Origin of the sequence: Kitasatospora sp. NPDC058170 (assembly GCF_042883905.1) — a bacterium.
GTDB lineage: Bacteria > Actinomycetota > Actinomycetes > Streptomycetales > Streptomycetaceae > Kitasatospora.
The window spans coordinates 1-15,663 of sequence record NZ_JBHVUV010000024.1 but is presented as its reverse complement, the minus strand read 5'-3'; the positions used below and the strand labels follow the sequence as shown (position 1 = coordinate 15,663).

Sequence of the window (15,663 nt, the reverse complement as noted above, 5' to 3'; positions counted from 1 at the left end):
CGTGCCCCGCCGGGTGGGGGGGGGGGGTGGGGGGGGGGGGGGGGGGGGGGGGGGGGCGCCCCCCCCCCCGGGGGGGGGGGGGGCGGGGGGCGCGCGGGGGGGGGGGGGGCCCCCCGCCCCCCCCCGACCGCACCGGCGTCAGTGCGAGGGCACCGCGGTGCCGTAGAAGGCGTCCAGCGCGTAGACGCAGCGGTCCTTGCTGCCGACGAACACCCGCCCGCCGAGCGCCACCGGTGAGCCGGTCAGCTCGCCCTTGGTGCCGAGCTCCCAGCGCAGCTGACCGCTCGCCAGGTCCAGGGTGTGCAGCGAGTGGTCCCGGCTGCCCAGGTGGACCAGCCCGTCGGCCACCGCCGGGGAGCCGACGATCTCGCCCCGCGCGGTGTAGCGCCAGCGCTCCCGGCCGGAGGCCGCCTCGAAGGCGTACAGCACCTCCCCGCTGCCGACCAGCACCATGCCGTCCCCGACCACCACCGGCTCGGCGCCCTGGCGGCTGCCGGTGGCCGCGCGCCAGCGGTCCCGGCCGGTGGCCGCGTCCAGGGCGTACACGGTGCCGAGGTAGTCCGCGACGTACACCGCGTCGGCGTCCAGCGCGGGCGGGGTGAACAGCACCACGGGGGCCTCGAACCGCCAGCGCTCGGCGCCGGTGGCCGCGTCCAGCGCGTACACCCGGGTGCCGGCCGTCACGTACAGCACCCCGCCCCGCTCCGCCGGGTGCGAGGGCACGTCCTCGCCGACCGGGAAGGACCAGCGCAGGCCCGCGCCGCGCGGGTCGACGCAGCGCAGCCGCCCGCCGCCGTAGTAGTACGCGGAGCCCGCCACCAGGGCCGGACCGGACTGCGGGTTCTCGTAGTCCTGCTGGGCGTCGTCCGCCCGCCAGAGCTCGGCGCCGCTGACCGCCGAGCGCAGCTGCACGCCGCCGCCCCGGATCCCGCAGCAGAGCACGCCGTCGGCGGCGGCCAGCGAGTACACCCAGCCGTCCAGCGAGTGGCGCCAGCGCTCGGTGCCGTCCGCGACGTCCACCGTGTACAGGTGCGGGCCGTCGGCGGCGTGCACCCGGCCGGAGTCCACCGCGAGCGCCCAGGCGACGTCCCGGGTCTTGTAGCGGCGCTGCCCGGAGGCGATGTCCAGGGCGTGCACCTCGAAGCTGGAGACGAACAGCGTTCCGTCGGCCACCACCGGCGTGCCCCAGACGTCGTTGGACATCCGGAACCGCCAGGGGCGCCAGCGGGCGGCCGGCGCGGGCACCGGGGCGGCCCGGCGGACCCAGTCCGTCTCGGCGGGTGCGGTGCCCGGGCCGGCCTGCTCGGCGCGCGGCCCCGGGCCTATCCGCACCGAGGCGCCGGGCAGCTGCACCCCGGCGCCGTCCCCGGCCCCCGGACCGCCGTGGCGGCGGCCCGCGGAGATCTTCTCGGTGGCGGCCTCGACGTCCTGCCCCCGGCCGGGCGGCGCGGCGTGCACCGGACCGGTCCCGGGCGGGGCGTGCGGCCCGCCGGGGTGCTGGGTGCGCGGGTCGGCCTGCACGGGCCGCTGGGGCGGCACCGGCGCCTGCGGGGGCCCGCCGTGCGGCGGCCCCGCCTGGCCGATCGGCGCGGTGCCCTGGAGGGGCGGCCGAACGGGCGGCCGGGCGGGCGGCGCGGTCTGCCGACGGCTGCGCTTGCGCTCGATCAGCTCCAGCGCGTTGGTCGGCAACCAGTCGCCGGCCTCGCCCGAGGCGTCGTCCCGGGAGAACAGGTGCGGGGCCAGCTCGGTCTGGATCTGGGCCGGGCTCGGCCGGTGCTCGGGGGCCGGGCGCATGCAGGCCCGCACCAGGTCCACCAGCTCGGGCGGCAGGCCGGAGAGGTCGGGCTGGTCGCGCAGCAGCTGGAACACCGTCTCCACCGGGTTGGCGCCCCGGTAGGGCGGATGTCCGGTGGCACAGAACACCAGCAGCGAGCCGAGCGAGAAGACGTCGCTGGCGCCGGTGACGCTGCGACTGTCGCGGGCCTGCTCGGGCGACATGTACGCCGGGGTGCCGACCGCGACGTTGGTCATGGTCAGCCGGGTGTGCGAGACGCCCGCCGCGATGCCGAAGTCGATCACCCGCGGGCCGTCCTCGACCACCAGCACGTTGGAGGGCTTGAGGTCACGGTGCACCAGCCCGGCGGCGTGGATGGACTGCAGCGCCTCGGCGATGCCCGCGACCAGCCAGCGCACCGCGCCCACCGGCAGCGGCCCGCACTCGCCGACCAGGTCCTCCAGGGACGGCGCCGGGACGTACGCGGTGGCCAGCCAGGGCACCCGGGCGTCGGCGTCCGCGTCGACCACCGCCGCGGTGTAGAAGCCGCCCACCGTCTTGGCGGCCGCGATCTCCCGGGCGAAACGGACCCGGAACAGCTCGTCCTCGGCCAGCTCCCCCCGGACGGTCTTGATGGCAACCCGCCGGCCGGATGCGGAGCGCGCCAGGTAGACCAGGCCCATCCCGCCCGCGCCGAGCCGCCCCAGCACCTCGAAGGGCCCGATCCGCCTCGGATCGTGCGCCGTCAGCTGGTCCACTCCGCTGCCACCTCCCCGTGTTCCGCACCCGCCGCGGGGTGCCGGACCCGATTGTCCAATGCCGCCCGGTGCAACTCCAACCTCCCCCGCCCGGAGTCGGCCCACGGCACCCGCCGGGCCCCGTCCGGTCAGTGCCCACGGAACGGCCGGATTCTGACGCCCGCTCCGGACGCGGCTTGCCCCCGGCCCGCTCGGAGGCCTCCCGCCGACCGCTCGTGAGAATTCCTTCGATCGTTACGCTCTGTCACCCGATAACCCCTCAGCGGAGGGGTCGTCACGCTATGGGGTCATAAGCACACGGGGGGGCTTCAAACGGGGTCTCCGAGCCGCTGTGAATATCCACCCGAACTCGCCCAAGCCCCTATACCAACCCCCGTGCGGAGTAATAGTCGCATCACCGAATCGCGCCAAGATCGTGCCACGGTAAGCTGACGGCATGACAGGACAAGTTCGCACCGTCGACGGTCGCGTCGCCGGGCGACGCGGACAGGAGACGCGGCAGAAGCTGCTCGACTGCCTCCGCGAGATGCTCAGCACGTCGCCCTATCGGGACGTCAAGGTCATCGACGTCGCCCGTATGGCGGGTACCTCCCCCGCGACCTTCTACCAGTACTTCCCGGATGTCGAGGGCGCTGTCCTCGAAATCGCCGAGGAAATGGCCAAGGACGCCGACACCCTCAAAGAGCTGGTGGCCGGAAAGTCCTGGGCAGGGAAGTCCGGCTCGGCCACTTCGGAAGAACTGGTCGACGGATTCCTCGCCTTCTGGCGCAAGAACGACGCCATTCTCCGAGTGGTCACGCTCGGTGCTGCCGAAGGGGACAAGCGGTTCTTCAAGATCCGCATGACAGTCCTCAACGCGGTCGCCAAGCCGCTCACGGATGCCGTCAGGGAACTCCAGGCGAAGGGTCAGGCCGACAAATCGCTCGACGCGGCCGCCGTCGCAGGGTCTCTGGTCTCGCTGCTCGCCTCGGCGGCCGAGCACCAGAAGGCCTTCACCTCCTGGGGCGTCAAGGTCAAGGACCTGAAGCCCAACCTCGCTCCCCTGGTGTACCTGGGTGTCACCGGCAAGAAGCCGCCCAAGTAGACCGATCCGCCTACCCACCCATCCGCTCCGCGCGCAACCCCGGCCTCCTGTTCCGGGGAACGACGGACGGCGGCCGTGTCCTCGGGGGAGGTCCGCCGACGTGCCGCAGCGCGCCAGACATGCCGGTGGGCGGGCACCCCCGCAAGGGTGCCCGCCCACCGGCATGTGCGCGTTCAGGGGCGCCACAGGGCGCCCGGGGCCCGGTCGGGCCCCAAGGGCCCGCCCAGGGTGCTCCAGGGCTGCCCGGGGCACCGCCGGGGCGTCCGGGCCCGCTCAGGCCCGTGGAGGCCCGCTCAGGGGCAGCGCACGACCTGCCCCGCGTACGCCAGGCCTCCCCCGAAGCCGAACAGCAGCACCGGGTCGCCGGGCGACAGCTCGCCGCGCTCGACCAGCTTGGAGAAGGCCAGCGGGATGGAGGCCGCCGAGGTGTTGCCGGAGACCACCACGTCCCGGGCGACCACCGCGTCGGGGGCGCCCAGCTTGGACGCGATCGCGTCGATGATCCGCAGGTTCGCCTGGTGCGGCACGAAGCCCTTGAGCTCGGACGGGTCGATACCGGCCTTCTCGCAGGCCTGCCGGGCCAGCGGGGCGATCTGCGTGGTGGCCCAGCGGAACACCGACTGGCCCTGCTGGCTGATCACCGGATCCCAGCCGGTGATCACCACGGCGTCGCCCTTCTCCGGCTCGGAGCCCCACACGACCGGCCCGATCCCGGGCTCGGCCCCCTCCGGCTGCGCCTCCACGACCGCCGCGCCGGCGCCGTCACCGAAGATCACGCAGGTGGTCCGGTCGGTCCAGTCGAGGGTGTCGGACATCCGCTCGGCACCGATCACCAGCGCCCGGCTCGCGGCGCCCGCCCGGATCGCGTGGTCGGCGGTGGCCAGCGCGTAGGAGAAGCCCGAGCAGACCGTGTTGATGTCGTAGGCGGCCGGCGCCCGCACCCCGAGCCGGGCCGCGACGGCGGCGGCCGTGTTGGGGCTGCGCTCCACCGCGGTACAGGTGGCCACCACCACCAGGTCGATCTCGGCGGCCGAGCGGCCGCTGTTGGCCAGCGCCTTCTGCGCCGCCTCGGTGGCCAGGTCGACCAGGGTCTCCCCCTCGGCGATGTGCCTGGTCCGGATCCCCACCCGGCTGCGGATCCACTCGTCGTCGGTGTCGACCAGCACCGCCAGGTCGCCGTTGGTGAGGACCTTGGGGGGCTGGTAGTGACCGAGTGCCACAATGCGCGAACCGCTCATGCTGCCACTCAACCGGGTTACCCACTGGTCAGCGGGGCGCACCGGCTACAGGATCCGCCCCCGGAAGCTGTAGGAGGCCGACAAGAGCCGTTGCGGCGCCTGGGGCCACCGGGGCGTGCGCAGCAGGTCAGGCGGCCAACGAGGCCGCGTCGCCCATCACGATGACCGGGTGGGCCGCCGGGTCGAGTGTGCGGATCAGTTCGGCCATCTTGTCCTCGGGGACGGACACGCAGCCGTGCGTCGGCCCGCCGTGGTCGACGTGGATCCAGATCCCGCCGCCCTTGCCGGAGCCGTTGGGGCGGCGCGGGTCGAGCGGCGAGTTGCCCGGCACCCGGTTGTAGTCGATCGCCACGACGTAGTCGAAGGAGCCGGCCAGCGGCTCGCCCGCGAAGCCCGTCCCGGAGACCACGAAGCTGGCGTCCTTGTCGTACGGGAGCTTGCTGCCGGGGTCGGCCTTGCGGCCGCCGGCGTCGGTGAGCGAGAAGACGCCGATCGGGCTGCGCAGGTCGCCCTCGTTGTGGTCGGTGGTCCAGCCCCGGTTGGCGTTGTGGCCCTGCCAGGCCTCGCCGGCCCGCCAGCGGCCCTCGGGGGTGCGCGTCCAGAGGGTGACGGTGGTCTTGTTGGCGTTCTTGTCCTGGCCCGAGGCGAGCACCACCTGGGTGGTCTCGGCGGGTATCCGGGCGGTGAAGCCGGCGCCCAGACCGGGTATCGCGGCCACCGAGCCGTCGTCCCGGGCCTCGCTGCGGCCCGCGGCGGGCGCCTCGGTGTGCCGGTCGGCGGCCACCTGGGCGGCGGGGGCGGCGGCCGGCGGGGAGGGCTGGTCGGGGGCGGCCACGCCCTCGGGGCCGGGGCCGTCGGCGGCGCTCACGCCGGGGTTCGCCGAGTCCTGGCCGACGGTGTACCAGCCGGCGGCGGCCGCGATCAGCAGCACGGTACCGGCGGTCACGGCCTTGCCGTGGCGCTTCTTCTTGGCCTTGCGCCGGTGGCCGCGGGCCGCCGCCCGCGAGCCGGCCACGGCCGCCGCACCGGGGGCGGCGGGGGCGGCAGGGGCGGGCACGAACGGGGGCTCCACCACGGCCGACGGCGCGGGCTGCGACTGCGACTGCGGCTGCACGAGGTACGGGTCCGGCTCGACGGGGTACGGCTGGAACGGCTGGTCGTAGGCGTCGTAGTTCTCGTAGGAGTACCCGCCCTGGTCCGCGTAGACCGGCTGGTCGGCGTAGACCGGCTGATCCGGGTGAACCGGCTGGACCGGCTGGTTCGGGTAGCCCCCGGCCGGCTGGGGCGCGCCCCACGCCTGGTACGACGGCTGCTCGTACACCCCGTACGGCTGCTGCTGCACCTCGTACCCCGGCTGGTGGGCCGGCTCGTACGACGGGTACGGGGTGGAGCGATGAGAACCGGACATGCCGCCGATCCTGCCAAACCAACCGCCCGTTGGGAAACCCGCACCCCTGTGCGGGCCCGGTGAAGAAAACCGCCCCCCGGGCCGGCGGGCGGCGCGGGGGGCGGGAGAACGGCTGGTCAGAGACGCATCGCCTGCGGCGTCTCGCGGCGCGTCAGGTCCGGGCCGTCGTACTCGCGGATGACCTCGTAGCGGGTGTTGCGCTCCACCGGGCGGAAGCCGGCGTCCCGGATCAGGCCGAGCAGGTCGTCGCGGCCGAGCTTGTTCGGGGTACCGAAGTTGTCCGCGTCATGGGTGATCTTGTACTCGACCACCGAACCGTCCATGTCGTCCGCGCCGTGGCTGAGCGCCAGCTGCGCGGTGGTGACGCCGTGCATCACCCAGAAGACCTTGACGTGCGGCACGTTGTCGAAGAGCAGCCGGGAGACCGCGAAGGTCTTCAGCGCCTCGGCCCCGGTGGCCATCTCGGTGCGGGCCATCAGCCGGTTGCGCACGACGCCGTCCTTGGAGTCGTGGAAGTCGTGCTGGTAGCGCAGCGGGATGAAGACCTGGAAGCCGCCGGTCTCGTCCTGCAGCTCGCGCAGCCGCAGCACGTGGTCGACCCGGTGGCGGGGCTCCTCGATGTGGCCGTAGAGCATCGTCGACGGCGTCTTGAGGCCCTTGCTGTGGGCGAGCCGGTGGATCCGCGACCAGTCCTCCCAGTGGGTGTCGTGGTCGACGATGTGCTGGCGGACCTCCCAGTCGAAGATCTCCGCGCCGCCGCCGGTCAGCGACTCCAGACCGGCGTCGATCAGCTCGTCCAGGATCTCGTCGGCCGACAGGCCGCTGATCTTCTCGAACCAGTGGATCTCGGTGGCGGTGAAGGCCTTCAGCGAGACGTTCGGCAGCGCCGCCTTCAGCTCCCGCAGCGAGCGCGGGTAGTAGCGCCAGGGCAGCGTCGGGTGCAGGCCGTTCACGATGTGCAGCTCGGTGAGGGAGTCGACCTCCATCGCCTTGGCGAGGCGCACGGCCTCCTCGATGCGCATCGTGTACGCGTCCTTCTCGCCCGGCTTGCGCTGGAACGAGCAGTACGCGCAGGACGCGCTGCACACGTTGGTCATGTTGAGGTGGCGGTTGACGTTGAAGTGGACGACATCGCCGTTCTTCCGCGTCCGCACGTGGTGGGCCAGTCCGCCCAGCCAGGCCAGGTCGTCGCTCTCGTAGAGCGCGATCCCGTCCTCGCGGGTCAGCCGCTCACCCGCGTAGACCTTCGCCTCCAGCTCGCGCTTGAGCCCTGCGTCCATGCGGTGCCCCGCCTCCTCCGACTTCGATTCGTTGCCGGAACGAGCGTACGCCCATACCGCCGTCACGCTGCGAGCAGCTCCGCGAGCAACGCCGGTTCGATGTTCCCGCCGCTCACCACGGCCGCCGCGGTCCCGGCACCGATCTCGGCGGCGCGGTGGAAGTACGCGGCCGGGGCGACCGCGCCGGAGGGCTCCGCGACCAGTCGGCCGCGGCGCGCCAGCAGGGCGACGGTGGCCCGGATCTCGTCCTCGGTGACGGTGACGATGTCGTCCACGTAGGCGGTGAGGTGGGCGAACGGCAGGACCCCGACCGAGGGGGTGCGCAGCCCGTCCGCGATGGTCCGGTAGGTGTCCGCGACCGGCCAGGCGAGGCGCTCGCCGGCCCGCAGGCTGGCCTGGGCGTCGGCGGCCAGCTCCGGCTCGACGCCGATCACCCGCACCTGCGGGCGGGTCAGCTTGAGCGCGGCCGCCGTCCCGGATATCAGCCCGCCGCCGCTGACCGGCACCAGGACGGTGTCCAGCCCGGCCGGGGCGTCCTCGGCGATCTCCAGTCCGACCGTGCCCTGGCCCGCGATGATGAACGGGTCGTCGTACGGCGGCACCCAGACGTACCCGTGGCGCTCGGCCAGCTCGCCGGGCACGATGTCCCGCTCGTGCGGCGACACCAGGAGCACCTCGGCGCCGAACGAGCGGGTCCCGGCGACCTTGACGGCCGGCGAGGTGTCCGGCATCACGATCACGGCCTTGATGCCGAGCAGCTGCGCCGCGTAGGCCACCGCCTGGGCGTGGTTGCCGCTGGACTGGGCGACCACGCCGCGGGCGCGCTCCTCGTCGCCGAGCGCGGCGAGCCGGTTGTAGGCGCCGCGCAGCTTGAAGGCGCCGGTCGGCTGGAGGTTCTCCGGCTTGAGCCAGAGCCGGCGCTCGCCGTCGTTCGCCCAGGGCGCGGGGACCAGCGGGGTGCGCACGGCGACCCCCTCGATCCGCTTGCGGGCCGCGTGCAGTTCCTCCAGGCCGACCAGTGCCGTCGCCATTACTCTCCTTCGACCAGGGGGAGATCGCTCACTCGGTTCTCCCACTTGGTGGAGAGTACGACCGTGGTCCGGGTGCGGGCCACGCCTTTCGTGCCGGAGATCCGCTTGACCACCGACTCCAGGCCCTCCACGTCGGAGACCCGCACCTTGAGCATGTACGAGTCGTCACCGGCGATGAACCAGCAGTCCTCGACCTCGCCGAGGTCCTTCAGCCGGTGCGCGACGTCCTCGTGGTCGGCGGCGTCGGTGAGCTGAAGGCCGATCAGGGCCGTCACGCCGAAGCCGAGCGAGGCCGGATTGACCGTCGCGCGGTAGCCGGTGATGACCCCGGCCTGCTCCAGGCGGTTGATCCGGTCCGTGACGCTCGGGCCGGAGAGGCCGACCAGTCGGCCCAGCTCGGCGTAGGACGCACGGCCGTTCTCCCGGAGCGCCTGGATGAGCTGTCTGTCCACCGTGTCCATATACCGTCCGCGTCCTTCCGAACCTCACCAGACCCACAGATCATTATCCGGATTCAAAGGCGGCATGCGCGCACCAACCCGGATATCGCAGAGAACATACTCTCCCGGTCGCGGGTCGCTCACTCCCCCCGGTCGGGTCGGCGGGCCGCCGCGCCCAACTCGCCCTCCCACCGCACGTACAGCGAGTGCGGCACGCCGACCGCGTCCAGCACCCGTCCGGCGACGAAGTCGACCAGCTCGCGGACGGTCGAGCCGCCGGCGTAGAAGCCCGGCGAGGCGGGCAGCACGACGGCGCCCTGCGCGTCGAGCTCCACCAGGTGCTTCAGCGTCACCCCGTTGAGTGGTGCCTCCCGGACGCAGACCACCAGCGGGCGGCGCTCCTTGAGGGTGACGCTGGCGACCCGCTGCAGCAGGTCCTTGCTCAGGCCGAGCGCGATGCCGGCCACCGCGCCGGTGGTCGCGGGGACGACCAGCATGCCCTTCGCCGGGTAGGAGCCGCTGGACGGGCCGGCCGCGAAGTCCCCGGCCGACCAGTAGCGGACGTCGTCGAGGCCCTCGGGGCCGGTGCCCAGCCAGGCGGCCAGGTCCTCGCGCCAGTGCGCGTCCCGGAAGGAGATGCCGGTCTCGTCCAGGATGGTCAGCCGCGCCGCCCTGCTGACCACCAGGTCGACCGCCTCCCCGGCGGCGAGCAGCGCCCGGATGACGGAGGCGGCGTACGGCGTCCCGGAGGCACCCGAGACCCCGACCACCCACGGCTGGCGTACCGGCTGCTGCTTCGCTGTTCCCATAGGGCTTATTTCTATACGCATTTACCGGACGGCCCGGCCTGGGAGGATGGGCGCCATGGCACCGACCCTCGTCGACCTCACCCACCAGGTGACCACCGCGATGCCGGTCTACCCCGGCGATCCGGCGGTCGTCCTGGAGCCCGCGCTCACCACCGCCACGGCCGGGGTGAACGTGCTGGCCCTGCACCTCGGCTCGCAGTCCGGCACCCATGTGGACGCGCCGTACCACGTGGACGTCACCTGGCCGACCCTGGACGGACTGCCGTTGGAGCGGTTCACCGGGCCGGCCGTGGTCGCCGACCTGCGCGGCCTGGAACCCCGCTCGGCGGTGACGCCCGAGCTGCTCGCCCCGGCGCTGGAGCGCGCCGGGGAGGGCACCGTCCTGCTGCTGGCCACCGGCTGGGCCCGGCACTGGGGCACCGACACCTACCTCGCCCACCCCAGCCTGACCCCGGACGCCGCCGAGGCGATCGTCGCCGCCGGGATCCGGACGGTGGGCGTGGACGCGCTGAGCGTCGACCCCACGCCCGACCCCGGGCCGGGCGATCCGGCGGTGGCCGCGCTGCTGGCCGACCTCACCGACGAGCACGACCAGTCGGCCGCCGCCGCGGAGCCCACGCTCGCCGCGCACCGGGTGCTGCTCGGGGCGCCCGGCGGCGGGGTGATCGCCGAGAACCTGACCGACCTGCGGGTCCTGCTCGACGCCCAGGAGGCCGGGCGGCCGGTGGAGGTCTCGCTGTTCCCGCTCCGGCTGGTGGCCGCCGACGGGGCGCCGGTGCGGGCGGTGGCCCGGCTGGGCTGAACCCGACCAGCACCTCCGCACCTTGGTCTAGACCATCCCCCGCAGGCGCCGCTACGCTTTCCCGCCATGGCAGAGATCATCGGAGTGATCGAGCAGCTCTGGCGCTACCCCGTGAAGTCCACCGGCGGTGAGCGGCTCGACTCCGTCGAGGTGGACGAGCGCGGCCTGGCCGGCGACCGCCTCTACGCCGTGCGCGACGGGTCGGGGAAGTTCGGCTCCGGCAAGAACACCCGGCGCTTCCGCCGGATGGACGGCCTGCTCCGCCTCTCCTCCCGGCTCGGCCACCGCCTGGACGGCCCCGAGCTGTTCGACCCGCTCGGCCGGCCGGTCGCCGACCCGGACGTCTTCCTACGCGCTTACCTCCAGCGCCCGGACGTCGCGCTCGCCCGCGAGGACGCCGTCTCGCACTTCGACCAGCTCCCGGTCAGCGTGCTCACCACCGCCACCCTGGACTGGGTGCGCCGGGCGGTCCCCTCGGCCGTCGTCGACGAGCGCCGGTTCCGGCCCAACATCCTGCTGCGCACCCCGCCCGACACCCCGCCCTTCGTGGAGGACGGCTGGTTCGGCCGCGAGGCCCGCGGCAGCGCCCGCTCCGGCGCCCGGCTGACCTTCGTCCGGGCCAGCGAGCGCTGCGCGATGACCACCGTCGCCCAGCCCGGCCTGCCGCACGCCCCGGAGATCCTCAAGGCCATCGCCCAGGCCCACGACAGCCGGCTGGACGCCCTCGCCGAGATCGCCATGCCCGGCCGGCTCGGCGTCGGTGACGTCCTGTCACTGGTCTGACCACCGGCCTGATCACCGGTTCGGCCACCGGTTCGAACACTGGCCTGACCACCGGCCCGAGGCCTGCGCCGCGGACCGGGACTCCCGGCCGCCGGGGCGATCCCGCAAAGGAGTGGCCGGCGTCCCCGGTCCGGGCTACAACGTGATCGTGGACTTTCCTCACGCGTTGCGCGAACGCCGCACCAGCCGCCGCCTCAGCCAGCTCGACCTCGCCCTGCGGGCGGGGACGACCCAGCGGCACCTCAGCTTCATGGAGTCGGGCCGGTCCGCCCCCGGCCGGAGCATGGTCGTCCGGCTCGCGGAGTCACTCGAACTGCCGCTGCGGGAGCGCAACGAGCTGCTGCTGGCGGCGGGTTACGCCCCGGTCTACCCGGAGAGCTCGCTGTCCGACCCGGTCCTGGCCCCGGTGCGCGCCGCGATCGACCACATCCTCCGGGGCCACCTCCCGTACCCGGCCCTGGTCGTGGACCGCAAGGGGGACGTGATCGCGGCCAACCCGGCGCTCGGCCTGATCACCGAGGGCGCGGCCCCCGAGCTGGTCGGCCCGGGGACCAACGCCTACCGGCTGGCGCTCCACCCGAACGGGATCGCGCCCCGGATCGCCAACTTTGCCGAGTGGGCCCGGCACATCCTGGAGCGGATCGACCACCTGCCCGCTCTGCAGGCCGAACTCCGCGACTACGTACCGGCGCTGGAGCCTTCCACCGACCACCTCGGCTTCGCCGTCCCGCTCCACCTGCGGACCGGGCTCGGGGAGCTGCACCTGATGACGACGGTGACCACCTTCGCGACCGCCGTCGACATCACGCTCGCCGAGCTGAAATTGGAGGCCTTCCTCCCGGTGGACGAGGCGAGCGCCGCCGCGCTGCGCGCCTACGCCGATCAGGCCCCGGGGAACATGTAGTCGGACCGGATCCGCCCGTCCCCGTCGAGGACGAGGACCTCCAGGCCGCCGCCCACCGCCTCGCCACCGGCGGCCGGCGCCATCTCCCAGCCGAACGTGACGACGTCGCGCAGCCGCACCGCGTCGCCCGCCGGCCGGAAGGTGTACTCCCCGCCGGCGACGAACTCCTGGTAGCTCCGGGCCACTCGGAGCTCCAGGGCGTCGTGTCCGCGGGCCTCCAGCGTGGCGTTCTCGAAGCCCAGCCCCGCGGCCGCCTCCCGGATCTCCGCGGGCGGCTGGAGGATGTGGGCGCCGTCCGCGGCCCACAGCTGCTCGATGGCCTTGCGGCGCAGCCCCTGGTCCGGCTCGGTCCACAGGGCGACGTAGCGGGCGGCCAGATCACGCGGGTCGGTCTCGACGGGCATGGTTCCTCCGGGAGTTGCACGGGTTCGGGGTCACTGCAGAGCCTGCGGGCCGGACCGGGGGCCCGACAATTCCCCGCGGGGAATACCCGCCGCGCCGACGCGCCCGGCAAGCGCCACGGGCGCACCTGGGCGCTCCAGGGGGGCTGCTCGCTGAGGCTGGCGGCCGGGCGGATCGCCGCCCTGGTCGGCCCGGTCACCAGGCACGCTGTACCGTCATCCCGGCCGCTGGGGACGTGGCCTGGATGGGACGGGGGTTCTGATGTGGTCGCCGCCGGCTCGAACGGTGCCGCGCGGACCTGGCCCGGCCGGACCGGGCCGGCGACCCGATTCACGCCGTCGCCGCCCGCTGGGGCTTCGCGCCAGTGCCGCCGTCTTCAGCCGCGCGTTCCGGCAGGAGTACGGCACCAGCCCCCGGGAGTACCGCCAGAACGCCCTGGCCGGGCCGTCCTGCGCGGATCGGCAAGGAACCCTGCACGTCCTGCCAACTCTCCCGGGCCCGACCCGGCTAACGTGACACAGCGGATCAACCGGCGCGTCGGCGCCTCCAACCCGGCGCCCTCCCACCGGGGTTCACCATCGGCCCGGATCTCCCCATAGGTCCGGGCCGATCGTCCCCCGCCGGGGGGACAAGCCCTAGGAGGCGCCCCGCGCCTGCGGCACGGGGGTGCGCAGGCGCGGGGCGGCCGACGGGCCCGTCCTCCCGCGCCGGGGCCCGGCCGCACCTTCTCCGCGGCCGGGCCCGCCCACTGCGCTCACTGACCCCTGATCAGGCAGAACGGGTGCCCCGCCGGGTCCGCGTAGACCCGCCAGCCGCCCGCGTCGTCCAGCGGTTCGGCGCCGAGCTCGACCACCTGGCGGCCGGCCTCGTCCAGGTCGTCGACGTCGATGTCCAGGTGCGCCTGCTGCGGGTGCTCCGGGTCGGGCCACCGCGGCGCCCGGTAGCCCTCGACCCGCTGGAAGCAGAGCACCGCCCCGCCCTCGGTGTGCAGCGTGGACCACGAAGCGTCCAGCGACCACCGCCGGTCGGGCCGGTCCACCTCCCCGCCGAGCAGTTCCGCGTAGAAGCGGGCCAGGGCGGCCGGGTCGGGACAGTCGAGCACGAGGCACTGCAGCTTGCCGATCATGGTCCGATGGTAGGTCCGGCCACCCCCGCCACCGCCTCGGTCACCGCCTCGGCGAGGCGGCCGAGGGCCTGCGGGTCGCTCTGCAGGAAGAGATTGGGCTCGATCAGCTCCAGCTCCATGACCACGGGCCGCCCGGCGTCGTCCAGCGCCAGGTCCACCCGCGCGAACAGCAGCGGGCCGGGCTCCGGGACGGCCGCCAGGGCCGCCCGGGCGGCCGCGAGCTCCTCCCCGGTCGGCCGGTACGGGGTGACACCGGGGTGCGCCACCCGGTCGTTGTCGACCACCCCGGGCTCGGTCAGCACCGGCCCCTTGCGGATGGCGTGGCTGAAGGCGCCGCCGAGGAACACCAGCGCGCGCTCCCCCTCCTCCACCCGGCGCAGATAGGGCTGCACCATCACGGTGCGCCCCTGGTCCAACAGCGTCCGGGCATGGCGCACTGCGTCCGCGGACCGGCCGGGCTCGTAGCGCGCGGTGTCGCGGGCGCCCGCGGAGACCGCCGGCTTCACCACCACGCCCCCGGCCTGGTCGACGTCCGCCTCCTCGCACCGGTCGCCCGGCTCGACGAACCGCGTCGGCACCACCGGGACGCCCCGCTCGGCGAGTTCCAGCAGATAGCGCTTGTCGCTGTTCCAGCGCACCACCGGCGCCGGGTTGCACAGCAGGGTGGCGCCGGCCGTCCGGTCGGCCCAGGCCAGGAACTCGTCGAGCCGCTCCGAGTAGTCCCAGGTCGACCGGATGACCGCCAGGTCGAACCCGTCCCACCCCGGGGAGTCCGCGTCCCAGGCCACCGCCTCGGCCGCCAGGCCCCCGGCCCGCAGCGCGTCCACGATCCGCGGGAGGTCGTCGTCGTACCTCGCGCCGACCGCGCTCGTCACGACCGCGATCCTGGTAGCGCCCGCCCGGTCCTCCCTCGTCACAACTCGGCGAGCCCCCAGTCTAGGGAGCGCGCGGGAGGCGCCGTCGGCAGCGGGGTCCGCCGCGGCGGGCCGGGCCGCGGCGGGCTCAGCCCAGGGTGCGGGTGTGCTCCAGGACCTCGGCCGGGGCCTTCGCCACGGAGCCGGTGTCGAAGGGGGGCCGCGGATCGTACTCGGTGAGGAGCTGGATGGCCTGGGCGGTGAGGTCGTCGGTGAGCAGGGCGGCGAGCTGAAGGGCCATGTCGATGCCGGAGGAGACCCCGGCCGAGGTGATGATCCGGTCCTGCCGGACGACCCGCTCGGCGGTGTAGCGGGCGCCGTAGGCCTCCAGATCGGCGACCACGCCCCAGTGGGAGGTCGCGGCCAGGCCCTTGAGCAGCCCGGCCGCGCCGAGCACCAGCGAGCCGGTGCAGACCGAGGTGGTGAAGCGGGTCGTCCCGTGCATCCGGCGGATCCAGGCGAGGAACTCCGCGTCCTCGACCAACGGACGCGTCCCGCCGCCGCCGGGGACGAGCAGCACGTCGCAGGAGTCGATCTCCGAGTACCGGGTGGGGACGTCGACCGTCAGCGCGCCCAACGTGTCGGTGACCCGCCCCGGTTCGGGCGCGACGAACCGCACCCGCGCGCCCGGGACGTACCCCAGGATCTCGTACGGGCCGATCGCGTCGAGCGGCTCGAACCGATCGAAGAGCGGGATCACGATGTCCATGTCCCGCAGCCTAGTGACGGGTTGACGGATGTCACCCCGCCCGGCAGCGAAGTTCACGAGATCGGGTGGCCCGCCCGCCCGGGGCTCCGGCCCCGTCCCGGCCGGACGCTAGTGCCGCGTCAGGCAACTTTTGCCCGTCAAGGAGCGGCGTCCGGTGCGTGCTATCGGCGTGCCGGCCGGAAGCCCTCGTACTGGACGTAC

Annotated in this window: 15 protein-coding genes; 4 read left to right on the top strand and 11 right to left on the bottom strand. The window is 74.1% G+C overall.

Annotated features, from left to right (window positions below; all coding sequences use genetic code 11):
- Window positions 1–138: 138 nt before the first annotated feature.
- A complete protein-coding gene (locus ACFVVX_RS25765; RefSeq protein WP_387948994.1) occupies window positions 139–2,532 on the bottom strand; it encodes a PQQ-binding-like beta-propeller repeat protein in 2,394 nt (797 codons plus the stop codon).
- 436 nt (window positions 2,533–2,968) lie between these two features.
- Between ACFVVX_RS25765 and ACFVVX_RS25760 the strand changes: the two genes are divergently transcribed.
- Complete coding sequence (locus tag ACFVVX_RS25760; protein WP_387948993.1) at window positions 2,969–3,616, top strand: TetR family transcriptional regulator; 648 nt, start codon at window positions 2,969–2,971, stop codon at window positions 3,614–3,616.
- Between the two features lie 293 nt (window positions 3,617–3,909).
- On the opposite strand, the gene ACFVVX_RS25755 is transcribed toward ACFVVX_RS25760, so the two are convergent.
- From ACFVVX_RS25755 to ACFVVX_RS25730, 6 genes are all read right to left on the bottom strand, one after another.
- Window positions 3,910–4,854, bottom strand: coding sequence for a beta-ketoacyl-ACP synthase III (locus tag ACFVVX_RS25755; RefSeq protein ID WP_387948992.1), 945 nt, complete (start codon window positions 4,852–4,854; stop codon window positions 3,910–3,912).
- Window positions 4,855–4,981: 127 nt separating this feature from the next.
- Window positions 4,982–6,262, bottom strand: coding sequence for a L,D-transpeptidase family protein (locus ACFVVX_RS25750; protein WP_387948991.1), 1,281 nt, complete (start codon window positions 6,260–6,262; stop codon window positions 4,982–4,984).
- Window positions 6,263–6,378: 116 nt separating this feature from the next.
- Window positions 6,379–7,542, bottom strand: a complete 1,164-nt coding sequence (gene mqnE, locus ACFVVX_RS25745) for an aminofutalosine synthase MqnE (RefSeq protein WP_387948990.1) — start codon at window positions 7,540–7,542, stop codon at window positions 6,379–6,381.
- A gap of 62 nt (window positions 7,543–7,604) precedes the next feature.
- Complete coding sequence (locus ACFVVX_RS25740) at window positions 7,605–8,573, bottom strand: threonine/serine dehydratase (protein WP_387948989.1); 969 nt, start codon at window positions 8,571–8,573, stop codon at window positions 7,605–7,607.
- Window positions 8,573–9,034 (bottom strand): Lrp/AsnC family transcriptional regulator, encoded by a 462-nt coding sequence (locus ACFVVX_RS25735; protein ID WP_387948988.1) that lies wholly within the window; start codon window positions 9,032–9,034, stop codon window positions 8,573–8,575. Before ACFVVX_RS25735 ends, ACFVVX_RS25740 begins: the two co-directional genes overlap by 1 nt.
- Window positions 9,035–9,153: 119 nt before the next feature.
- The gene (locus ACFVVX_RS25730; protein ID WP_387948987.1) at window positions 9,154–9,822 is read right to left on the bottom strand and encodes a UbiX family flavin prenyltransferase; all 669 of its coding nucleotides are present in this window, start codon (window positions 9,820–9,822) and stop codon (window positions 9,154–9,156) included.
- 55 nt (window positions 9,823–9,877) lie between these two features.
- On the opposite strand from ACFVVX_RS25730, the gene ACFVVX_RS25725 reads away from it, so the two are divergent.
- From ACFVVX_RS25725 to ACFVVX_RS25715, 3 genes are all read left to right on the top strand, one after another.
- The gene (locus tag ACFVVX_RS25725; RefSeq protein ID WP_387948986.1) at window positions 9,878–10,624 is read left to right on the top strand and encodes a cyclase family protein; all 747 of its coding nucleotides are present in this window, start codon (window positions 9,878–9,880) and stop codon (window positions 10,622–10,624) included.
- Between the two features lie 66 nt (window positions 10,625–10,690).
- Entirely contained in the window at window positions 10,691–11,407 is a 717-nt protein-coding gene (locus ACFVVX_RS25720; RefSeq protein WP_387948985.1) for an MOSC domain-containing protein, read from the top strand.
- Between the two features lie 148 nt (window positions 11,408–11,555).
- Window positions 11,556–12,311 (top strand): helix-turn-helix domain-containing protein, encoded by a 756-nt coding sequence (locus ACFVVX_RS25715; RefSeq protein WP_387948984.1) that lies wholly within the window; start codon window positions 11,556–11,558, stop codon window positions 12,309–12,311.
- Here ACFVVX_RS25715 and ACFVVX_RS25710 read toward each other — a convergent pair.
- From ACFVVX_RS25710 to ACFVVX_RS25695, 4 genes are all read right to left on the bottom strand, one after another.
- Window positions 12,290–12,715, bottom strand: coding sequence for a hypothetical protein (locus ACFVVX_RS25710; protein ID WP_387948983.1), 426 nt, complete (start codon window positions 12,713–12,715; stop codon window positions 12,290–12,292). The genes ACFVVX_RS25715 and ACFVVX_RS25710 overlap by 22 nt on opposite strands.
- Before the next feature lie 752 nt (window positions 12,716–13,467).
- Window positions 13,468–13,839, bottom strand: a complete 372-nt coding sequence (locus tag ACFVVX_RS25705; RefSeq protein WP_387948982.1) for a VOC family protein — start codon at window positions 13,837–13,839, stop codon at window positions 13,468–13,470.
- Window positions 13,836–14,714 carry a RimK family alpha-L-glutamate ligase gene (locus ACFVVX_RS25700; protein ID WP_387948981.1) on the bottom strand — a complete coding sequence of 293 codons (879 nt, stop codon included), beginning with the start codon at window positions 14,712–14,714 and terminating at the stop codon, window positions 13,836–13,838. Before ACFVVX_RS25700 ends, ACFVVX_RS25705 begins: the two co-directional genes overlap by 4 nt.
- Window positions 14,715–14,841: 127 nt before the next feature.
- Window positions 14,842–15,462 carry a DJ-1/PfpI family protein gene (locus tag ACFVVX_RS25695; protein ID WP_387948980.1) on the bottom strand — a complete coding sequence of 207 codons (621 nt, stop codon included), beginning with the start codon at window positions 15,460–15,462 and terminating at the stop codon, window positions 14,842–14,844.
- Window positions 15,463–15,663 lie beyond the last annotated feature (201 nt).